General features: G+C 54.3%; 13 protein-coding genes. 4 read left to right on the forward strand and 9 right to left on the reverse strand.

The features are described 5' to 3' along the window. Positions 1-1,055 precede the first annotated feature (1,055 nt). The 4 genes from H8B15_RS18915 to H8B15_RS18930 form a co-directional block, all read right to left on the reverse strand. The gene (locus H8B15_RS18915; protein WP_187321219.1) at positions 1,056-1,931 is read right to left on the reverse strand and encodes a hypothetical protein; all 876 of its coding nucleotides are present in this window, start codon (positions 1,929-1,931) and stop codon (positions 1,056-1,058) included. 92 nt (positions 1,932-2,023) lie between these two features. Beyond that, positions 2,024-5,476 carry a class I SAM-dependent DNA methyltransferase gene (locus H8B15_RS18920; protein WP_343069184.1) on the reverse strand — a complete coding sequence of 1,151 codons (3,453 nt, stop codon included), beginning with the start codon at positions 5,474-5,476 and terminating at the stop codon, positions 2,024-2,026. Positions 5,477-6,407: 931 nt separating this feature from the next. Further along, a complete protein-coding gene (locus tag H8B15_RS18925; protein WP_187321220.1) occupies positions 6,408-6,770 on the reverse strand; it encodes a hypothetical protein in 363 nt (120 codons plus the stop codon). Between the two features lie 296 nt (positions 6,771-7,066). Next, positions 7,067-7,714 (reverse strand): hypothetical protein, encoded by a 648-nt coding sequence (locus tag H8B15_RS18930; RefSeq protein WP_187321221.1) that lies wholly within the window; start codon positions 7,712-7,714, stop codon positions 7,067-7,069. A 198-nt stretch (positions 7,715-7,912) separates the two neighbouring features. Between H8B15_RS18930 and H8B15_RS18935 the strand changes: the two genes are divergently transcribed. From H8B15_RS18935 to H8B15_RS18945, 3 genes are all read left to right on the forward strand, one after another. After that, positions 7,913-8,269, forward strand: a complete 357-nt coding sequence (locus H8B15_RS18935; RefSeq protein ID WP_187321222.1) for a hypothetical protein — start codon at positions 7,913-7,915, stop codon at positions 8,267-8,269. A gap of 279 nt (positions 8,270-8,548) precedes the next feature. Continuing rightward, positions 8,549-9,229 carry a site-2 protease family protein gene (locus tag H8B15_RS18940; protein WP_187321223.1) on the forward strand — a complete coding sequence of 227 codons (681 nt, stop codon included), beginning with the start codon at positions 8,549-8,551 and terminating at the stop codon, positions 9,227-9,229. 102 nt (positions 9,230-9,331) lie between these two features. Beyond that, entirely contained in the window at positions 9,332-9,940 is a 609-nt protein-coding gene (locus tag H8B15_RS18945; protein WP_187321224.1) for a MarC family protein, read from the forward strand. A gap of 15 nt (positions 9,941-9,955) precedes the next feature. Here the strand turns inward: H8B15_RS18945 and H8B15_RS18950 are convergent, their stop codons facing one another. The 5 genes from H8B15_RS18950 to H8B15_RS18970 form a co-directional block, all read right to left on the reverse strand. Continuing rightward, complete coding sequence (locus H8B15_RS18950; RefSeq protein ID WP_187321225.1) at positions 9,956-10,831, reverse strand: universal stress protein; 876 nt, start codon at positions 10,829-10,831, stop codon at positions 9,956-9,958. Next, positions 10,828-12,492, reverse strand: coding sequence for a BCCT family transporter (locus tag H8B15_RS18955; protein WP_187321226.1), 1,665 nt, complete (start codon positions 12,490-12,492; stop codon positions 10,828-10,830). The genes H8B15_RS18950 and H8B15_RS18955 overlap by 4 nt, the downstream gene beginning before the upstream one ends. Before the next feature lie 18 nt (positions 12,493-12,510). Beyond that, on the reverse strand, positions 12,511-13,659 hold the full coding sequence (locus tag H8B15_RS18960) for a hypothetical protein (protein WP_187321227.1): 1,149 nt from the start codon (positions 13,657-13,659) through the stop codon (positions 12,511-12,513). A gap of 361 nt (positions 13,660-14,020) precedes the next feature. Further along, on the reverse strand, positions 14,021-15,922 hold the full coding sequence (locus H8B15_RS18965) for a DUF294 nucleotidyltransferase-like domain-containing protein (RefSeq protein WP_187321228.1): 1,902 nt from the start codon (positions 15,920-15,922) through the stop codon (positions 14,021-14,023). After that, a complete protein-coding gene (locus H8B15_RS18970) occupies positions 15,915-16,613 on the reverse strand; it encodes an exonuclease domain-containing protein (protein ID WP_187321229.1) in 699 nt (232 codons plus the stop codon). Before H8B15_RS18970 ends, H8B15_RS18965 begins: the two co-directional genes overlap by 8 nt. Positions 16,614-17,032: 419 nt before the next feature. Here H8B15_RS18970 and H8B15_RS18975 point away from each other — a divergent pair, with 419 nt between their 5' ends. Then, positions 17,033-20,203 carry a SusC/RagA family TonB-linked outer membrane protein gene (locus tag H8B15_RS18975; protein WP_187321230.1) on the forward strand — a complete coding sequence of 1,057 codons (3,171 nt, stop codon included), beginning with the start codon at positions 17,033-17,035 and terminating at the stop codon, positions 20,201-20,203.

Here is a 20,203-nt window from a genome sequence, read left to right on the forward strand (position 1 = left end):
TTAGCAGGCTGAGGGCTGTCTTTCATGACGAAGGAAAGATAACACCCTATTCTGTCCAGATTTATCCGACCACCTCACGAAAGCCATTACCTAGGTTAGTCGGTACAGCTTCTAATTCTATCCGGTAATCATAACGCGTTGTGTCGTTAAGAGTGTAATGTAGGCGTAGATACGATTGATCATCTAGTAGCACCACATCTAACCCAACTGAACCGGAGGGGTGGCCGTTGCGGCTCCAAGCGTAGTATAGTAGAATGGTAGCCCGGCCGGAGCAGCCCCCGTTGCCGGAGGTCGAATAGCTCAAGCCGTTTGATTTGGTCGGCTGTGTCAGGAAAGGTTGGGGGGCGGGGCATAATGTTAGCTTTTGTTAGCATTCCTCGAGCGTTGGGGCATACAGGCAAACTGCTACAGGACAATAACAGACACAGGTAACCGAAATCCTTAAGGAACTAGTGGTAAAATGTAGGGTTCAAAGCACTATACTTCAGCATTTAGCCTGTAGCATTATACCGTAAAATACGGTGGTTACGGTAGCTATATAAGCCCAAAGTAACTGTGTTCCAACCTATTAACGTGGCAACTATATCAGTGAGTGTTTCCTTCCAGGGACTAGTACGTGAATGTAACTTGGCTTTACCCAAGTACCTTACCTTTTACTGCATCTATTGTTAGGTAGGCACAGCCGTTACAGTCGTTCATGATTTCCCAATAGAAGCCTCCAGGGTTCACAACTACATTTTTCATAAAGCATTCTTGCCTGCGCCCGGCGTTTCCGGTTGTAGGTTAGTTATGGTGAGCAGTTTCCCAAAGTTGCCGTGGTATGTCCCTGCGTTTGGGCCGCAACCAACAAGAATACCTACCAACCAGACAGCAAGTAAGGGGTTAGTTATTGGTAGATAACAACCTCGAATCATTTATTATACAAGCTTTAGTACTCTTTTCTGATTACCGAGGCGCAGTACGATTACGCGGCATAGGCACCCTCCGCCTCCAAGTACCGAAATGGGGCAAAAGCCGTGGTTGTTGGAAGTATTGGTTACTACAAATACAAGTTACTATTCTTCTTTCCGTTCTGTTGGTGATTCAATTTGTTCAGTAGCTTCTTCAACTATTCCAGTAGCAGATGCTTGTTCAACGCTCTTAGCTACTAAACCTTGTAAATCAGATCCTATTGCTCTTCGTTTAAAAACCTCTTTCTCAGTTAATTCACCATTGCTGATTTTATCAAGAATTTTCGTCTTGTCATCTATCATAGCTGCTGTTAAATGATATTCAAAATGACGTATTTCGGCCTCAATATCTTCAATACTAGGAGCGGTTGGCCAAAAAATGCTTGGCTGATTGGAACTAGTGAATTTTTTGCCATTAGAGAAAGCTGTTTTCCATCTTATTAAAGCATTTTTAAAGCTAAAATTTATATTTTCCATTGCTCTTGCATTGACATATTGGTCCATTTCATATCTATATCCAATTCGATACTCTAATCTTAGTTCAATGAGGCTAGCAAACGTTTCGAGAAATAGGTTGCCAAAACTTTCCCATCTACTTGCTTCTGTGTCAGTTGTTTTGTTGGGGAACTTGTTCTTAAGGTTCTTATCCGTTTCAGGAGCATATTTGCTTAAATTAACAAATGAATTGCAGTTTGGATTGTGTATAAATTGGTTTCTAATCTCCATAAATAGTATTAATTTATCGTATTGCGACTTTTCTAAATCTCCAATATCATACAATAGATCAACCTTATTTTTAAATGAAAGGCTGCTTGATTTATTGTCTAGGGTTTTAGAATCAGGTCTAACAGTTCTGAGTAGATATTTTAATGCTCTAGATATTTCATTCTCTTCACGAATTGAACAAAGCAAAATGGAGCTTCGCAAGGACATGTTATAGATCTCACGGTAGTTTCGTTTGGGAGACTCTTTATTGCTCATGGTATTTATGATTGATTTTATTTAGAGAAAACACAAAATTGTCTTTTGATTATAAATGTATAATGCCTTACCTGCATGAATGATGAATTCATTTATGCAGCGTAGGCGTCCTCCGGCTCCAAATGCCGAAGTAAGGAGAGAGCCGTAAGTGTTGCCAGCATAGGTTGTACCTGGGCGGGCTTGGCTTTCTTGAACCGGGCTGCTACCTGTTTGGGGGTGAGTGGTACGCCGGCTTGCGTTACCACGGCCCGAACGGCTTGCATCTGCTGGGCCAGCTCGGCGGGCCACGGTTGCGGGGCGGTTTCGGCTACGGCAGCGGCGGCGGTGGCCGTAGTACCTAGGGTTAGGGCGCTCTGTTGCTGGCCGGGGGCCTGATAGGCGGGGCGGAGGTAACGCACGGTGCCGGCTGCTTCCTCAGCGGCGCGGGCGTGGTTGAGTTGCACCAGCCGGGCTAGTAGCTCCGCCTCCGGCAAATCAACGGGCCAGCCGTAGGCATCGGCCACGGCGGCGTCTAGGTCGTTGTGTAGGGAGAGTAGCACGGAGGCTAGGCCCTGCTGATTGGTGGTTTGCTCTTTGGCGTTCAGGGGTTGGCCGGCGCGGAGCTTTTCTACCACGTTGTAGAGGTTCGTGAGCGTGAGGGTAGGGTGCGCGGCCTGCTGGCGTTTGCGGTGTGCGTCTAAGGTTTCGGCTAGCTCCCGGATGCGGGCCTGCTGGGTAGGCGTGGCGTCGGGGAAGGGGAACGGGTCGAAACAACGCCCTTTAATATAACGTGGTGTGTTACCGCCCAAATCAGTGCCCACAGTGAGAGCCCACGTTGTATGCAATCGGCTAGATAGAACACCTAAATAATAGGCATCCTCAGTAGCAATGGCAATTAGAGCATCATCGGGTAAGGTATCAGCAGGCAGAAACTGAAAAAGCCGGTGCTTTGCAGTTACGGCAGTAACAATGAAACGAGATATACCTTGTAATGCCGGGCGGAAATTAGAGCGAGCCTCTCCAAAAATCCACCAATTTAGCCGATAGCTAGCCCGATTATTTTGGTCACGTTCCGGCTTCACTGTCTCTAAGATATGTTGGTAAACGTCAGGAAATTTAGCTAGCACATCAGCGTCTTTTAGCCCGAATAGATCAATAACTAGCGCACCGCGTGGCTTATCTGTTAGGTCTTTACCATTTCGATAGGCTCGAATATGATTAGATAATTCAGGTATCTGGCCTAACCCTAGTTTTTTAGCTTTCTCTGGCTCAACAATAAATCCGCTGCCCATTAATTGAACGCCCCGATTAGCTAGGCTAGCGTTAGCTTTCAGTGGTTGGGCACTGTCAAAATCAACCCCAATACTCAAACTGGGCAGAATATGGCCTTGGTGTTCCGTAAATGTTACGTCAGCTGCTTCGTCACCTTCAGGTACAGCTTCGGTTCTCACCTCTAATAGGCGTCCAGGGGCGAAGCCGTTAGGCTCGGCTACAGTCATAGCAATTCGCACAGCGGCACCGTCGCCACCTTCTACCCACGGATGATCAGGTATGGCGAACGCGAGAGCTAGCGGTGGCTTGTCACCATCCAAAAAGGGTTGCATTACGCGCCGGTTGAAAGGTTGGCTTATACTATTAGTGGTAATGAATCCAAACCGTTCGGCCCTACCTGCCCGCACAGTTTCGGCGGCATTGTGCCACCAGTACATTACTAAATCTGCTGACTCAGGTACTCTGCCCTTGTAGGCAGCACGCAATGATTCTGCGTACCCGTCACCTAGAGCTTCGCGCACATACTTAGCTCCAATAAACGGCGGATTACCTACAATAAAATCAGCAGCAGGCCACTCGGCGGGGTGCGGGTTTGGGTAGTCCAGTACCACGGCGCGGGCGGTTTCGTCGGGCACGGCTAGGCCGGTAACTGGGTGCGGGCGGGTGGTGCCGTCCCAACGGGTTACGGGGTTGCCCTGAGCATCGAGGCGCGGGGTAGGCGGGCCGTGTTGTAGGGCGGCGTCCTGCTTTTGGATGTTATGATCATCCGTTAGCAGCGGCTCCGGCATTTGGGTAAGGCCGTGCGTACGGATATGCCACTGCAAATACCCGATACGTAGTACCACGTCAGCAATAGCAGAGGCGCGAGGGTTTAGCTCCAGCCCTAGCAGTTGGCGCGGGCCTACGGTGGTGCCACCAGCCAAATCCAGCAGGCCGGTTTGCCCGAACCCGTTGATAGCGTCTAGCACTTCACCCTCCAGGCGTTTGAGGTGTTCCAGCGTTACGTACAGGAAATTGCCCGTACCACAAGCCGGGTCTAGCACCTTCACGGTGGTAAGGCGGCGCTGAAACTTCACCAACTCATTCCGGGCGGCATTCAAATTACCCTCATCCTGCCGGCGGGCGCTGGCTGCCTGGGCGGCAGCCCACTCCCGGCGTAGGGGCTCTATCACGGTAGGCAGCACCAGCCGCTCTACATACCGGCGCGGGGTATAGTGGGCCCCTAGGCGGTGCCGCTCTTTGGGGTCTAGGGCCCGCTCCAGCAGCGTTCCAAAAATGGCCGGTTCTACGGTAGTCCAATCGGCGGCGGCGGCTTGGCGTAGCAGTGTAACTTGGGCAACCGATAGGGGTAGGGCCGCTGCATTGTGGAATAGTTGCCCGTTGAACCTGGGAATACGCGCCACCAGCGAAGGCGAAAACCCGCCGGCATCCATCGTTGTCCACAAACTTGTCAACACATCGGGCAAGTATTGCCGGCGTTCGTCGGTGTCGTACTGCTCCAGCAGACCCGTAAAGGACTGTTTTGGTATCAGGCCGGTATCCTCCGCAAACATGGTAAACAGGCACCGCATCAGGAATTGCGCTACCACATCGGAGGCGTGGCCGGCCTGCTCCAGTTGGGCCGATAGGGCAGCAAGTTGGGCGGCTAGTTTCCGCGTTACCTGAGCAGCGCGGCGGCTGGGGTCTAGCTCCCGTGGGTCGGTAAAGAGCAGCCGGAGCATAGCGCGGGTTTCCTCATTTGCCAGCGCGGCCAACGGCAGCCGGAATCGTTGCGAATCCGGGAATGGCACAAAGGAATCTCCAACCCCGGCAAAGTTGCTGTATAGGTCGAGGGCGTAGCCCACATCAGCCACTATCACAAACAGCGGGCGCGGCTCGGTAGTAGGTAGTGCCCGCACGTAGCCTAGGGCCTGTTGGCGGGCGGCTTCCATCATTTGCCGCCACTTGCCGGTATTGCGTACGGCGTGGCCCTTGCGGCGGCGTTCGGGGGGCAACCCTAGCTGGGCGCGTTCGGCCTGGGCTAATACGTCGGGTGTGTCGGTGCCCTGTTTGGTTTCCAACACGAAACAGCCGCGTTTGTAGAGGTCTATCCGGCCGGTACTTTTCTTGCCTGCTCCATCATCAAACGTTACAGCCCGCTCCAGCACGTAGGCATCCTGAGCAGGGTTGTCGGTGGTAGCGTCGGGGCGGGGTACGCCTAGCAGGTCGCAGAGGTCTTGCAGGAATAGGCCGTAGTTGGCCCGCTCCGCGCCGCCGGAATTTTTCCAGCGGGCTTCAAATTCTGGGTAGGTCACAGAGGAAACAGGATAAAGATAGAATAGCAGTAGCAGGGTGAGTGGCTACAAAGGGAGTAAGATAGGCAGTGGGAGACAACTTCAATAATCCTATGTAGACATTGCGTTATCATTATAGCTTTATTGAGGAAACCGAAATTTTTAAGGAATAGATAGCGGTAAAAGAAATTTGGATGAAACGCAATTGCTATTTGATAAATGGAGTGTCATTGCGTTACCCATATTCCCAATTGCGTTACCTCTGTTTTTATTGCGTTTTCTACGTTTTTTCTGTGTTCTCAATTAATGTCATTGCGTTTGCTGATTTATGAAGTGAAGCCTCATATTAAATGATCGGATTGCATTCACTGTCCAACTGATTACAAGTGTGGTAAAGCCTATCACTTTTGAGAATGTTAGCATTTGTCAGTATTTGATCTAGTGTAGCAGTCAGTAAGGCATCGTAGGGGTGAGGGCCGGCGCGGTGCGTGGCGTCACGCTGAAGGCGGTTGTAGCGGGCCCGGTTGCGGTGGTAAGTAGCAGGCGGAGTAGCCGCACGGGTAGCGGCCCAAAACTCCAGCGAGGCACCAGCTAGTAACAGTGTCGCATCAGAAAACTTGAGCGTGGTATAGTCCAGCGGGCGGCGGTGGGTAGTGAGGTGCCAGTGTTTGAACAATTCGCCGCCTAAAAGGCATATAATATCGGGTTTTATTAGGTCGGTCAGCGTGAGAACCGGCAAGCCTGTGAGCGTACACAGATTGCGGGCACGGGTATACACTATCTCAAACCGTAGCAAATGGTGCCCCGGAGGCACCATAAAACCTTGTAGGGCGGCATAGGCTCCTTTGTCGTAATACTTGAGTCGGTAGGCCGCGTGGTAGGCTACGTATTCCAGCGGGCGGGCAACACCGGGGGGCGGAGCCAGCGGGTAGAACGGGCTTTGTCGGTGGTGCTAGAGCTGCTCCAGAAACGGGCGCGGCGCGGTAGGTACTGTCAGGTTCACGCCAACCTCCAGCCACTTCACTAGCAACGCCTCCGGGGGTATGGCCAACGCCTCTGCCAGTTCAGCCACGGCGCGGGCCACGTCGGCAGCCGTGAAGGTGCCTAGGTTGTTGCCTTGCGCGAAGGTGTGCAGCGACCCGCGTACCCGGCCTTTGTATTGCCCCGGCCGGTACTCCAGGCGTAAGCCCCGGTACGTATGCCGGATGCGGCCCCGTGCGTCGGGTTCGCCCGTGGCCCCGGCAAACGCCGGAGCATCGGCTAGTGCCTGCTCCGCCGTTGGGCCGGGGTTGGGTAGCGTAAAATGTAGGTGCAAATTGTCGTACACGGTAGCCCGAAACGCCTATCTTTGCTAGTGGTAGCACCAGCTAATTCCTAGCCCGAAACAGCCTGCTCCAGAGCGCCTACCCTTGCTAAGAGGGTAGGCGCTCGTTCGTTAAAGGCAGCGGCAACCAAGGCCACTGCTTTCGGGGCGGTGGCAGGCTGTTTCCAGTCTGTTTGTGTGTGGTAGTTGCGAGGGAGGCGGGGTAGGCATCTGTGCCTAGGGGAACCGTCTAGCAGTTCATATTGCCTCCCTGTAATGCCTGATAATTACAGGCAAATGCCGTTGCGTTACTCCAATTCAGAGGGGAGCAGCTTTAGCCACTCTGGTAGCTGTGGCAGCACGGTTTGCAGGGTATTCCGTGCGGTTTGTGCGTTGGTTGAGCGGCTCTTAGGCTGATAGGCTTTTTCCGTAACCAGCAGCAGCAGATAGGCCGGCTCGGTGGCCGTGGCGCGTCGCATCAGCACGACGGCCGCCGGCCCTAGTACTTTCTCCCGGTAGTCGGTTTTGTAGTCTCCTACAAACAGGCAGTCTACCCACGGAGAGAGCCGCGCCGGCATTTTCTCAACCGTGCGGAGGCCGGAATGTAGATCTTTCCGGCGTTCAATGCACCTAGTTTGTAGGATAGCGTCGCACTGTCCGGCGTAGCGCGGTTGCGGTGGACACAGAAACAGTACATCATGTACGGCGGTACCCTCGGCGGTGGGTAGGCATTCAGCCACTAGGCGGTACTCTTTATCGGGGCCGCCTAGGTTGGCAAGGTAAGGGAGGGTTTCCAGTCGGTAGAGCAGTACCGCCCGAAATGGCCGGTCTGGTACGGGTGCCGGAAAGGGGGTACGGCGGCGCGGCGGGCTTGGCGGTTGGGGCGGGCGTTGGGTAGGGCCTTGCTCTAACTGTTCGGCCAACCGGCGGGGGCGGAAGTGGTGGGTAGCACTCATCACTCCTAGCCCTTGCGGTGTTGGTATTTCTTGTGCGTCCGGCGCGTGGCCAAGCAGGGACCTTTGAAGGCAGCTAGTTAGAGGTGACCGTTAGTCAGAGGTGAAACAGAATAGCTATAGCAAAAACATAGCGAATACTGCATGCAACCATATGCTACGGCGATGCCTCTACTCTCTATACACACTATATCTACTCTTATGAAGATTACACATATTGTTTTCTGTGCGCTGAGTTGCTGGGGTGGTCTTGCCTTATCCGGATGCCAGGACAAAGACACCGATCCGGCCGCCGACGAACTCGTACAAGTAAGCTACGCGCAAACTGCATGTTCCGACCCATGGGTTGCTGACTCAACTGGTGTAACCGCCTTTAAGACGGCAGCGACAGCCTACCTCCAAAAGCAAGGCGTTCAAACCGATCAGTTGCAGGCAGCCCAGAAAGGAGAATATGAGCCCTGCAATGCTTGTCATTGCAAAACAGGAATCGTATTAGAAGGTGGTGTCCGTCGAAAGGATTTGGCCACGGTCGAGAAACTAGGGTTCCGAAAATTGTAAGTGTCTGGCAGAAACAAAACGCCCCGGCCGGTTGGTCGGGGCGTTTGTGTTGCAATAGAGTAGGACGTGTACTCTCTACTAGTCGAAGAAGAGGCCGAATACCCTGGTATATGGCGGTACTTTTTTGAAAAAACGCTTCCTACATGTTCAGGAAGATGCGCCACTAGCCCAACTATGCCGGAAGGAAAACCACTCCACGGGGCCCTCTATTGAGGCGCTTCACTGTTTTGCTTCAGAAAATTGGCTACGGATAACTCCTTTCTCCGTACACACAGTACTATGTTTGGAGTAAGTGACATCCCGAAGTTTTTTCTGGCCTTTTTTCTGGTGCTGCCGGTTATTTCGTTTCTGCACGAAGCGGGGCATGTGTTCTTTGCCTGGTTGATGGGGGGCAAAAACATCAAGGTTACCGTTGGCTCCGGAGACGTCGTCTTCCGTTGGGGGATGCTGGAAGTGCGTCAATACTACTTCTGGTACGGCCAGTGCACCTTCGACAATCTGCGGCGCAACCACCGCTTGGCCAACGTCCTTATTTTTATTGGAGGGTCGCTGTTCAACGCTGTGGCCGCGGTGGCGGTGGTCTACCTCATTGAAACCAACGTGCTGGAGCCGGGCATGCTCACCTACCAATTCACCTACTTTTCTCTGTACTACATCTTTTTCGCGCTGCTGCCCACGCCCTACCCAGATGGCAGCAGTAGCGACGGTAAGGTCATCCTTGAGTTGCTCCGCAACAAAGAGCGGGCACTGGAGAAGATCTATCGTGTGCAGTGGAATGAGGAAGAGGCGCAATGGCGTGTGCTGGATCACAGCCGGAACTTGGTCGAGTCGTTTGCGGATGAAACGCAAGCGTTCGAAAAAGCCCGCGAGGAAGCGCAACGTAATCGTCCGAGTCGCTTAGTAAGCAGTGGAGTGGGCCGGGAGGTAGAGATAGAAAATTACCCTAGAATACCACTATAGCCCCCTTACACGGTGTTCCTACCCACGTTGCTTCCTGGTGGTAAAGCAACAAGGTCGCCTTCCTGATGATCCACCCCAAATCCGTTATACAAGCCTACATTGATGATAGCCGCCATAGTCAGTTTCCTGGTGATGCTGAACCCGTTTGCCCTGTTTTTGTACCTAAAGCCCATTATGCAAGACCTTTCGGAGGCTGATTTCCGGTCGGTTTTCCTGAAAGCCAGCACCATTTCTTTCTGCATCTACCTGGTTTTCCTGCTATTCGGCGACTTGGTTTTTCAGAAGGTATTCAGCATCAACTTCGAGTCGTTCCGGATATTTGGCGGCATTGTGCTGTTTTCCTTTGCTTACATCTTTATCGTGCAGGGCAAAAAGGCGTTCATCCAGATAAAGGGAGATTTGCACGACCTGGCTTCCGAAATAGCGCTGCCGTTCATGGTAGGGGCGGGCACCATCTCGCTCACTGTCCTGATGTCGGAGCAGTTAGAATTGTGGCAAGGGGTAGTGGCCCTGGCCTCGATCATGCTCATCAACTACCTCATCATCATGGGGCTGAAGCAAACGCGCCGCACCATGCGCAGCAAAAGCTTTCAGATTGCCTTCGACAAGATCATGGAGCTTTTGCTGCGTATCAACGGCTTTTTCCTGGGTGCTATCGGCGTCGATATGGTTACTACCGGCATCACTAACCTGGTGCGAGCCGCTGGGTAGGTATGGCCGTAGCGCCTATCGTATCACCTCCTCGGAGTAGACCAGCCACAGCGGAATGGGCAGGTCCATGTTGTAGATTTCCTTCGGTACGCTCCCGAAACGCAGCGAGGGCAGGGGGTTGCTACCCTTCAGGCCGAGCACTAATAGGTCGTATTTGCCCTTGCCCAGGTGCAGGCGAATGCGCTCCGCCACGCTTTTGTTGGCAGCCCGCACCAGGGTATAAGGCACGCCCGCGGTTTCCTGGTGCTTGCGCTGCAAGGTGGCAAACCGCTCTTTCACGATTTCTTCCGCCTTTTTCACGGCCTTTTCCTCTGAGATAAGCGGGAAGTATTGGGTAGGCAGGCGGTACACGTGCAGGATTTCCAGTTGCAGCCCCAGCTGGGTGGCCAGGTTTTGGCTGAGCCGCAGGGCGTGCACCGAGGTGGCCGAAAAATCCAGCGGCAGTAGGGCTTTGTGAATGCTTGCTGACGCTGTTTCGGGGAAAACCAGCACGCTGCACGGCAACACCTGGAGCAGCTTGGTGCCGAGGGCGCCGGTGCTCTTGTCGCTCATTTTCTTGCCGAGTAGGGCCAGCTTTATGTGATAGCGCTTTACCAGTTCGGCCAGCATCACCTCCGTGTTCGGCTCCTCGCCTACGAGCACCTCATACGCCGTAGCATTGCCAAAGTGCTCGGTCACGATGTCGTTGATGTTGCCTTCCACTTCGGTGGCTAGGTCCATATTGCCGAACAATTCCCGGAAGTCGTCGCTCAGCTCGGCTACCTTCACGTTGTGCACAAAGTACACTTTGCCTACTTGCAGCCGCTCACAGATGGAGCGGGTGAAAGCTACCAGTTTTTCGTCTATATCACTCAGGTCCAGGCAGACCATCATCGCGTCGATGGCAATCATAGTTTCGCGGTGTTTGGGGGTAAGGAGGTAGGAAGGCTTGTGTGCGGTGCGTTGGCATCCTGCTTCTGCGCCCGTTTGGCCAGCATCTCGCCCACCAGTTGCTGATAATCTTTGCGTTGCTGGGCACTGCCCAGCTTGGTTTCTTCTTCCAGTTCTTCGCTCAGACCTTTATAAAGACTATAGCACATGAGCAGCAGAATAATAGCAAAAGGAAGCCCCGTGATAATAACAGCCGTTTGCAAGGCCTGCAACCCGCCGCCCAGCAGCAGCACCGCCGCAATGGTTCCGCCCGACAAGGCCCAGAACACGCGGGTGCCTACGGAAGGGTCTGGCCGGCCGCCGGAAGTGAGACTTACTACCACCAGCGACCCAGAGTCCGAAGAGGTAACAAAGAATCCGGCGATGAGCACAATGCCGATAACCGACAGGATATTGGAAAAAGGAAGCTGCTCGAAAAAGACGAACAGGGCCGTCGATACGTCGGCGGCTACGGCCTCGGCTACAGCCGTATTGCCATCCAGTACTTCGCGTAGGGCGGTGCTACCAAACACCGTCATCCACAGAAAGGAAAGGAGGGAAGGCACAATCAGCACCCCCAGCACAAATTCCTTGATGGTGCGGCCTTTGGAGACGCGTGCAATGAAAATGCCCACAAACGGTGCCCACGAAATCCACCAGGCCCAGTAGAACACCGTCCAGGTGCCTTGCCAGTTGCTGTTGCTGTACGCCTCATTCCAGAAAGAGAGCTGCATAAAGCTGCCGATGTAGTAGCCGGTGTTCTGTACATAAGAGCCCAGGATAAATACGGTAGGCCCCAAAAACAGAACCGACACCAGCACCAAAAGCGCAATCCGGACATTCCACTCGCTGAGGATGCGCACGCCTTTATCTACCCCCGTTACCACCGAGATGGTGGCAATGCCCGTGATGATGGCTATCAGGCTGATCTGGGTAGTGATGTTGTTGACGATGACCGGAAACACGTGGTGCAGGCCGGCTGCCACCTGCTTCACCCCCAGCCCCAGCGAGGTAGCCAGGCCAAACAGGGTGGCAATAACAGCCAGAATATCAATCACATCACCAATAACGCCGTGAATACGCTCGCCCAGAAACGGGTAAAACGCCGAGCGGACCGTGAGCGGCAGTTGGCGGTTGTAGGTGAAAAAGGCCAGCGCCAGCGCCACCAGCGCGTAGATGGCCCAGGCATGAAAGCCCCAGTGCAGGAACGTGAAGTTCATGGCCTGGCGGGCGGCGGCCGGCGTGCCCGGCTCCCCGAGCGGGGGCGTCTGAAAGTGATTGATGGGCTCGGCCACACTCCAGAAAAGCAGGCCAATACCCATGCCGGCGCTGAACAGCATCGCAAACCAGGAGCCAGTGCTGAACTCCGGCCGCGCATCCCGGCCACCCAGCCGGATATTGCCAAACCGGCCGAAGGCCAGAAACAGGCAGTACGCCACAAAAATATTGACGCTCAGAATAAACAGCCACCCCATGTTGGACGTCACGGCAGTCTGTATTTTCGAGAAGAACGCTTCGGCACTTTCCCGGAAGACCAGCACGAGCACGATACTGAGGACAAGTATCACGATGGATGGCCAAAACACGGGCCCGTTTACGTCTAACCCAAACGATTTTTTCGCCTCATTCCTAACTTTGCTCATATGCAGTGCTGTTGATTTCTAGAAGTAGTAGCCCATGTTGATGTTGAATCGCATGTGCCAGCGAGTGTTGCCGGGAGTGCCGCTAGTAAAAGCATTTTCCCATTCAGGGCCCAACCACGGATGGTTGTAGCCGAAAGCGGCGTCGGTGTAAATGGCCATAGGGCCAGCCGCAAACAAGGCCCCCAGCACGTTCATGTGCGAGTTCTCAAAGCCACGGATACCCTTGTGGTAGTATCCATAGTTGTCGTAAAAGGTGATGCTTTGCAGCAAGCGGGTCTCGATGGGGAGACGGTAAGCGACGTTGGCTGTATACAGGTCGCCCCTGGTCGCTACCTTGTAGTTGGCGCCGTACGCCCCCATCTCAACGAAATTTAAGCCGGCACCGTTGGCATATTTTGGCTGAAAGCGGTAGCGCATGGCCTGTAGCTTGATAGTCCAGGGGCTGTGGGCAGGCTTAAACTCGTAGTGCACCGCCCCGGCATAGCGGGTGCCGTTGCGCCTGGTATCCAGGTTGTAGAGCAGGCCGCCTTGTAGAGAAACGCCCAGCTCGTGGGCCAGGCTGTCGTCGAGGCGCCGGACCAGTTTAAAATTTAGCTGGTTGTTCTCCTTGTTGCGCCCGGTCACGTCGTAGGAGTAGCGGTTGGGGCTAGCTTCGGCCGAGCTGAACACGAAATCCTCCGCGCTTTTGTAATAGGCCGCCTGCCACTGCCAGCGGCCCCGGTCGTGGATGTACTTCACGCCCATGTCGTGGTCATCCTCAAACCCCAGGTAGTAGGTGATGTTGAAAAACCAGTTGTTGGAGTTGTACTGCTGAATGCCAAAGGGCACCTGGTTGAGTCCTACCTGAAGTTGGGCAGCCTCCGAGAAATCGTATTGAAACCAGCCTTGCTTCAAAAAGCTCCCCCCAAACGCCTGAGAGTAGTGCCGAAACTCGGCGTTCAGCTTGATGCCTTTATAGGCGGCCTTCGCATTGATGCGGAACATATCAAAGCCGAAATCACCGCCCCGCTCCACCTGGTCCTGTTTCCAGGTAGAGAGGTTGTAATTAAAGCGCAGTGCGCCGCCTAGCTTCAGGGTAGGCTTCTCCTCGTCCTTGTTGTCCTGGTCTTGCGCGTGGCACAGCGTACTGAGAAAGCAGAGAAATAAAAGTAGAAGTGTTCTATGCATAGAAAGAGGTTAGGTGAAGTCCTGGCTAGGTTGGACGAAGCAGAGCGGTAAACGGTTCGCAAAAAAGTGTATTTGCTTTCCCGCGGCGCTGCAAATCTGCTTCTATCAGCCTCCGAATGGTCCTCAGTAAACCCCTATAGCTGTTTGGAACGCACATTCTGCGTATAGCAGCGTTATTCCACTTCACTACTCTTCTTTGTGATGCTATTTCATATCCGGTGGTTTTCCTGCTGCTCTGCTGCTTCAATAGCTACAGCTACGCCCGAACGAGTACGTGGAATAGGCGCACAGCCATTCGTCCGCGTTGTAGAATAGCGGCTATTCTACAACGCGGACGAATGGCTGTTTGGGAGGGCACACCCTAAAACGACTTCGTGAAGCCTACCTTGATCTTGAGCTGAAAGTCCTGAATCACCTTGAAAATCTCCTTCAGCGTGACTTGTTCCACCTGCGTGAGGGTAGTAGGATCCACGTAGTTGGTGGGAGGCGTGCGGTCTTTCAGGAGCTGGGTGGCCTGCTTGTGCAGGCGCATGCCCATCAGGTAGTAATACGCCTGTAGCAGCTCCTGGTATTCTTTTTCGCGGAACACGCCCCGCTCGCGCAGCAGGGCCAGCCGCTCGCCGGTGTTGGTCCGGAAAATCTGGTGTTGCAGTGCGTACACCCGCACCAGGTCCACAATGGGCGTCATGGTACGCTTGAGGTCGAACACCTTCTGGGTCCCCTGCACGAAGGTGCGGATGTTGCGCAGGAAGGTAAGCGGCGGCTCATACTGTAAGGCATTCTGAGCCATAAACCGGAAAAAGCGCTCGGACGGCTTTTGGAGTTCTTCATGCAGAAAGGCTTGCAGCTCGTCCATAATGGACTCGTCGCCGTAGAGGTAGCGGCAGTCAAAGAAGGTAGCAAAGCGCATCACGTTTTCGGGGTTCGACTCGCGCAGCCACTCCTGGTAGTTGCGTTTCCAGTGCGAGAGGGAGTGCGTCCACTTCGGGTTTTTGGCCATGAAGCCGCCCGTGCAGTAGTGCAGCCCAATGTGGTTGAGCTGATCGGACACGGCCTCCGCGAAGCGCAGGAAATACGCCCGCACCAGCTCGCGCTGCTCGTTAGCTTTGTCTTCGTAGATGATGGCGTTGTCCTGATCCGTGACGAGGGTTTGCTCTTGCCTACCCTCGCTGCCCAATACCATAAACACGAAGCGCGCCGGGGCCGGGCCGTGCTCGGCCAGCACATTGTCAATCACCTTGAGGGCAATGGCATCGGCCACGGCCGTAATCACCTGGTTCACGATTTCCGACTTCACGCCCCTACCCAGCAGCTGCTGCACAATCTCGGGTACCTGGTCCCAGCGGCGCTTCAGTTCGTGGGTGCTCTGGGCCAGCTTCACAGCCTGAATGAACATAAACGGCGACTGGGCCAAGTCGCTGAGCAGTTTGTTGCGGCTCAGGAAGCCCAGAAACTCGCCCTCGCGCTCTACCAGGAGGTAGCGCGTTTTGGTCTGAAACATCTTCAGAATGGCCTCATACACATAGGCCCCGCTGCTGACCGTGACCAATGGCGTGGCTAGCACATCGGCCACGGGGCGGTTGGCGTCGAGGCGCTGCGCAATCACGGAGTCACGCAGGGTGATGTCGGTGCAGTAGCCCACAATGGTGCCCTCGGTATCGGTCACAAACAGGCAGCTCACCTTAGCAGCGGCCATGCGCTGTGCCGCTTCGAAAATGGGCGTATCCAGCGTGCAGGCCGTGATGGGGCGCATTTCCAGCGTTTCTACCCGGCGCGAAAACAGCTGGTCGGCCACCAGGAAATTCTGCTCGGGCGTGTCGCGGGGCTTCACAAAATGGGCAAACTCCTCGTTCAGCATCTGCTCGCCGTAGCGTGCCGTGAAAAAATGAAAGAACGCGGGGTAGGACACGCACAGGGCCCGGAAGTCGCGGCGGGGGAGGGTGAGCACCCGCGTACGGGCGCGCACCACCACCGTCCGGATAGAGCGTTTTTTGTGCAGCAGGATGGAAATGCCCCCATAGCAGGTGCCAGCGGGGTAGGTGAGGGGTAGGCGCTTATGCTGCTCACTATCGTAGAAAAAGGTGTCGTAGGCGCCTTCTACAATGATATCCAGCGCCCGTAGCTTGCTAGTGCCTTGTTGGTAGAGCAGCGTTTCGCGGGGGTAGTGCACTTCCTCTACCAAATCGGCTACCCCTGCCAGCACGTCATCGGGCAGGAGCTGGAAGGGTTCGACGTTGCGCAAAAAAGCCAGGACGTTATCCATAGATCAACCAGTAGAGAAGGAGAAAAAACAACGCCAACCCGATGGTAATCGGTAGTTGGTGTTGTGCCCAGAAAGAGCGGGGCGCCGGGGGCACCAACCGCGGTAGGGTAGGGGCGGAAGCAGCAAACACCCCCCGGCGGCGCATTTCAAAAAAGCAGCGGGCTGTGGCAGCAGCGTCGCCCACAGCATCGTGCAGGCGGGGCGGCGGTTCCTGAAAAAGATATTCGTGCAAGTCGGCTAGCTTCAGGTAATGCCCACGCAGGCTCAGCGGCCGACTGCTGAACATGGTGCAGAACTGCGGCAGGGCCGGCAGCGGATTCGACAAGCCTACCCGCTGAAACGCCGCGCCCAGCACGTGAAAATCGAGCTGCAAAAAGTGGCCGATTACCTGCGGACGGTAGTGGAGCAGGTCGTGGTGCAGGCGCTCCAGCACGGGGCGGGGCGCGGCACCGTGGGTGTGCAAAAAGTCTTCAGTAAGGCCGTGAATGGCAACAGCTTCGGCGGGCATAGTACCAGCAGGTACGCGCAGATACGCTTCATCGGCGCGCACCAGCTCGCCGGCCGCTGTGTATACCTGCCAGGCCAGTTGCGCAATGTGGGGCCAGTGGCTTTCCTCTGCGTATGGCTGGTCCCAGCGAGTGGGCAAGCCCGTGGTTTCCGTATCAACAAACAAGAAAAAATCGGCAGCCACAGAGCGGTAGTATTAGGCGCAACAAGGGCACCACAGAAGAAAATAGCAGGTAGGACACGCCGCCTCAGCCTGCTGCTGGCAAAGCATACCTGTTTCTGACAGCCAAAGTACTGCTTTGGTGTAACAGTAAGTGGAGGTAAGGGCGCAGAGTGCAAACGTTGTAATACTGCTGATTACTTGAAAGAGAAAAATTTGTTTATGCTATTACACAAACGATAAAGTTTAGATAACATTCTTATATTTCGGAACAAGTTGTAGTAAGAAAGGCCCTAGTATGCGATTCAGGCCACTTTACAGCAGCTCCCTCCTTTTTCAGAAGGCTTTTGCCTATTTTTTTGCTCTGCCTACACAAACGATTGCGATATTTTTTTACACAATCGTTTGTGAGTATTGAAATTTCAATTCCCATTTTCTTCTTTATGAGAAAGACAATACCCAAACTACGCCGGCTGGCTATTCCGGTGCTATTGTGTGGTTTGCCCTTGCTACCCTTGGCAGCGCAGGCAGCTACCCCCGCAACAGGCTTTCTAGCGGGTACTCTGCTGCCTGTTGCCGATGCGCCCGTAACGGGGCGTGTAGTAGATGAGAAAGGAACCGGCCTACCCGGCGTGAACGTGGTAGTGAAGGGCACTACCAATGGCACGCAAACCGATGCCGATGGTCGCTACACTCTAACCGTACCCGACGGTGCTACCCTGGTGTTTTCGTTTGTGGGGTATGCCGCACAGGAGGTGACTGTGGGCGGCCGCACCACAATCAACCTGGCACTAGCGCCCGACTCACGGGCCTTGGGCGATGTGGTGGTGGTAGGATACCTGACCGAGAACCGACAGAACGTGACCAGCGCTGTGGCGCCGCTGGATATAAAAGAAGCGAATAAGACGCCGGTGCCTACCGTTACGCAGGCGTTGCAGGGGCGGGTAGCAGGCGTACAGGTAACGGGCTCGGGTGGCCCCGGCGCCACACCCATCATCAATATCCGTGGTATTGGCACATTGGGTAATGCCAGCAGTGGCCCTTTGTACATCATCGATGGTTTATGGACGGATAACATCCGCGACCTGAACCCCAATGATATTGAGACGCTGAACATCCTGAAAGATGCTTCTTCTACGGCCGTGTATGGTTCGCGGGGAGCCAACGGGGTAGTACAGATTACCACCAAAAAAGGTAAGGCGGGGGCGCCATCCATTAGCTTCAATGGCTACCGGGGCGTCGATAATGTGTATAAAACCTACAACCTGACCAATGCCAGCGAGTGGGCAGATCGTGCTGTTATTGCGTATCGTAATGCTGGCCTAGACCCACTCAACAACGGCCAAAACAGTTTGGCTGGGGCCGTTAAAGGTCCCGGCGGGGCCTTCAACCCCAATGTGGATACCGACTGGCAAAAGGAATTCTTCCAAACCGGTACGCTGGAAGATTACAACCTTTCCTTTTCGGGCGGTTCTTCGGGAGAAAAATATAGCTCCAACTACCTGATTTCGGGTGAGTATTTTCACCAGGAGGGCATCGTGAAAGGTCCTGACTTCAAGCGATACAGCTTGCGTTTAAACTCAGGTCTCACGAAAGGGCGTTTCCGCCTGCAGGAAAACGCCCAGCTCACGCATATCAACACGACACTGCTGAATGGCGCGCCGTTTATTGATGTGCTGACAATTATTCCTAGTATTCCGGTATACGACCCGGCAAATCCGGGGGGCTTTGGTACGGGCTCATCGGTGCTGAACTCGTTTGCTACCAACCCTATAGGAGCACAGTCGCTACTACGCCGCACGCAGGCAGACAACCGGTTGGCAGGCAACGTTAGTGCCGAGTACTCTTTCTTTGATTTTCTGACTTACCGGCTGAATGTGGCTATGGATGGCCATACCTACAGCAACGCCGATGCGCAGAAACTGGGTATCATACGGCAGAACACCGCCATCAATACGTCGTCGCTAAACGAATTCTTAGGCTACGACCTATTCTTGCTGGCCGAGAACACGCTGAACTTCAACAAGCGTATCGGTGACCACGGCGTGAATGCCTTGTTGGGCTACTCGGAGCAGAGCTTTCAGCAGCACAACGTGCAGGCAGGCGCACAAGGCTTCACTAGCTCGCCGCAGTATTACTTCGAGCTAAGCGCTGGCCCACGGGTAGGGGTGGTGCAAGGAGCCTCGTTTGAGTACACCAAGCGCTCCTTCTTTGGGCAGGCTACCTACGACTACAAGAACCGCTACCTGGCCTCGCTGAGTGCCCGCCGCGACGGGTCGTCGCGCTTCACCCCTGAGAACCGGTGGGGTAATTTCTGGGCAGCTTCGCTAGGCTGGCGCATCAGCGAGGAAGACTTTTTCAAAGATGCTGTGCCGGCTATCAACAACCTGAAGCTGCGGGCCAGCTACGGCACTAATGGCAACGATGCGCTGAATGGTCCTTACGGGGGCAGTTACTTGCCCTACCCCATCATTGGGCAAAACGTGAATTACGTTATCGGCACCGGCCAGACCATTGTAAACGGCTCCTCGCAGTTGGCACTGGCCAGCCCCGATATTCGGTGGGAAGACCGTCGCACCCGCAATATTGGTCTGGATTTGGGCGTGCTCGACAGTCGCTTGAGCTTGTCGGCTGATTATTATATTTCTGAAACCCGCAACGCGCTGGCGCCAGTGCAGGTGCTCACCTACCTCGGCCACTTCGGCAACGACATCTACCAGAACGCGGGCACTATCGAGAACCGGGGCTTTGAATTAGGCCTGGGCTACCACGAGACAAAAGGTGATTTCACCTACGGCGCCGATTTCAACCTGACAACCCTCAAAAACGAAATCACGGCCGTACCGACCGTAGGACAAACGTTTGGCGGTGGCGAAGGGGTAACCCGCTCGCAATTAGGTACGTCGCTGGGCGAGTTCTACCTGATTCCGTTCGATGGTATTTTCCAATCGAATGATGAGGTAGCAAATTACAAAAGCTCCAATGGTACTATCATTCAGCCATACGCCTCGGCTGGTGATGTGCGTTATAAAGACGTGAACGACGACGGCAAGATCGATAATGCCGACCGCGTATTCGCAGGCAAATCCATCCCCAACCTGGTGATGGGCTTGAACTTGAATGCCGCCTATAAAGGCTTCGACCTGTCTGTATTCCTGCAGTCTTCCAGCGGCAACAAGGTGTACAACCAAGCCAAACTGGCGCTGGAAAGCTACAACGGCCCCAATAACTACGACGCCGACGTGACTCCGTGGTCGGTTGACAATCCTTCGAGCACTACACCGCGTCTGTTGCAGGGTGGTGGCTTAGGTAACCTAGGGCAAGCGGCCGCCTCTAACGCGCTATTCAACAGCACGCGCTGGTTGGAAAATGGCAATTATGTACGCCTAAAAAACGTGCAGCTGGGCTATACGCTACCTGCGAGCATAACCAGCAAAGTGCCTAGCCTGGGCAGCGTGCGGGTATACGTGACGGGCCGCAACATCGTGACCTTCACCAAATACTCGGGCTTCGACCCAGAGACGACCGGCACAGGCTTCTACAGCCGCGGCGTAGACAACAGCTCCTACCCCAACGTGCGCAGCTTCATTGGCGGCTTGCAAGTGAATTTCTAA

Origin of the sequence: Hymenobacter citatus (assembly GCF_014333615.1) — a bacterium.
In the GTDB taxonomy this organism is placed as follows: Bacteria; Bacteroidota; Bacteroidia; order Cytophagales; family Hymenobacteraceae; genus Hymenobacter; species Hymenobacter citatus.

What these genes read in the sequence shown, in the direction of transcription:
- H8B15_RS18915 (WP_187321219.1), bottom strand. Translation starts at nt 1,931, where the DNA reads ATGAGCAATAAAGAGTCTCCCAAACGAAACTACCGTGAGATCTATAAC.
- H8B15_RS18955 (WP_187321226.1), bottom strand. Translation starts at nt 12,492, where the DNA reads ATGAGCAAAGTTAGGAATGAGGCGAAAAAATCGTTTGGGTTAGACGTA.
- H8B15_RS18935 (WP_187321222.1), top strand. Translation starts at nt 7,913, where the DNA reads ATGAAGATTACACATATTGTTTTCTGTGCGCTGAGTTGCTGGGGTGGT.
- H8B15_RS18965 (WP_187321228.1), bottom strand. Translation starts at nt 15,922, where the DNA reads ATGGATAACGTCCTGGCTTTTTTGCGCAACGTCGAACCCTTCCAGCTC.
- H8B15_RS18960 (WP_187321227.1), bottom strand. Translation starts at nt 13,659, where the DNA reads ATGCATAGAACACTTCTACTTTTATTTCTCTGCTTTCTCAGTACGCTG.
- H8B15_RS18950 (WP_187321225.1), bottom strand. Translation starts at nt 10,831, where the DNA reads ATGATTGCCATCGACGCGATGATGGTCTGCCTGGACCTGAGTGATATA.
- H8B15_RS18940 (WP_187321223.1), top strand. Translation starts at nt 8,549, where the DNA reads ATGTTTGGAGTAAGTGACATCCCGAAGTTTTTTCTGGCCTTTTTTCTG.
- H8B15_RS18945 (WP_187321224.1), top strand. Translation starts at nt 9,332, where the DNA reads ATGATAGCCGCCATAGTCAGTTTCCTGGTGATGCTGAACCCGTTTGCC.
- H8B15_RS18930 (WP_187321221.1), bottom strand. Translation starts at nt 7,714, where the DNA reads ATGAGTGCTACCCACCACTTCCGCCCCCGCCGGTTGGCCGAACAGTTA.
- H8B15_RS18975 (WP_187321230.1), top strand. Translation starts at nt 17,033, where the DNA reads ATGAGAAAGACAATACCCAAACTACGCCGGCTGGCTATTCCGGTGCTA.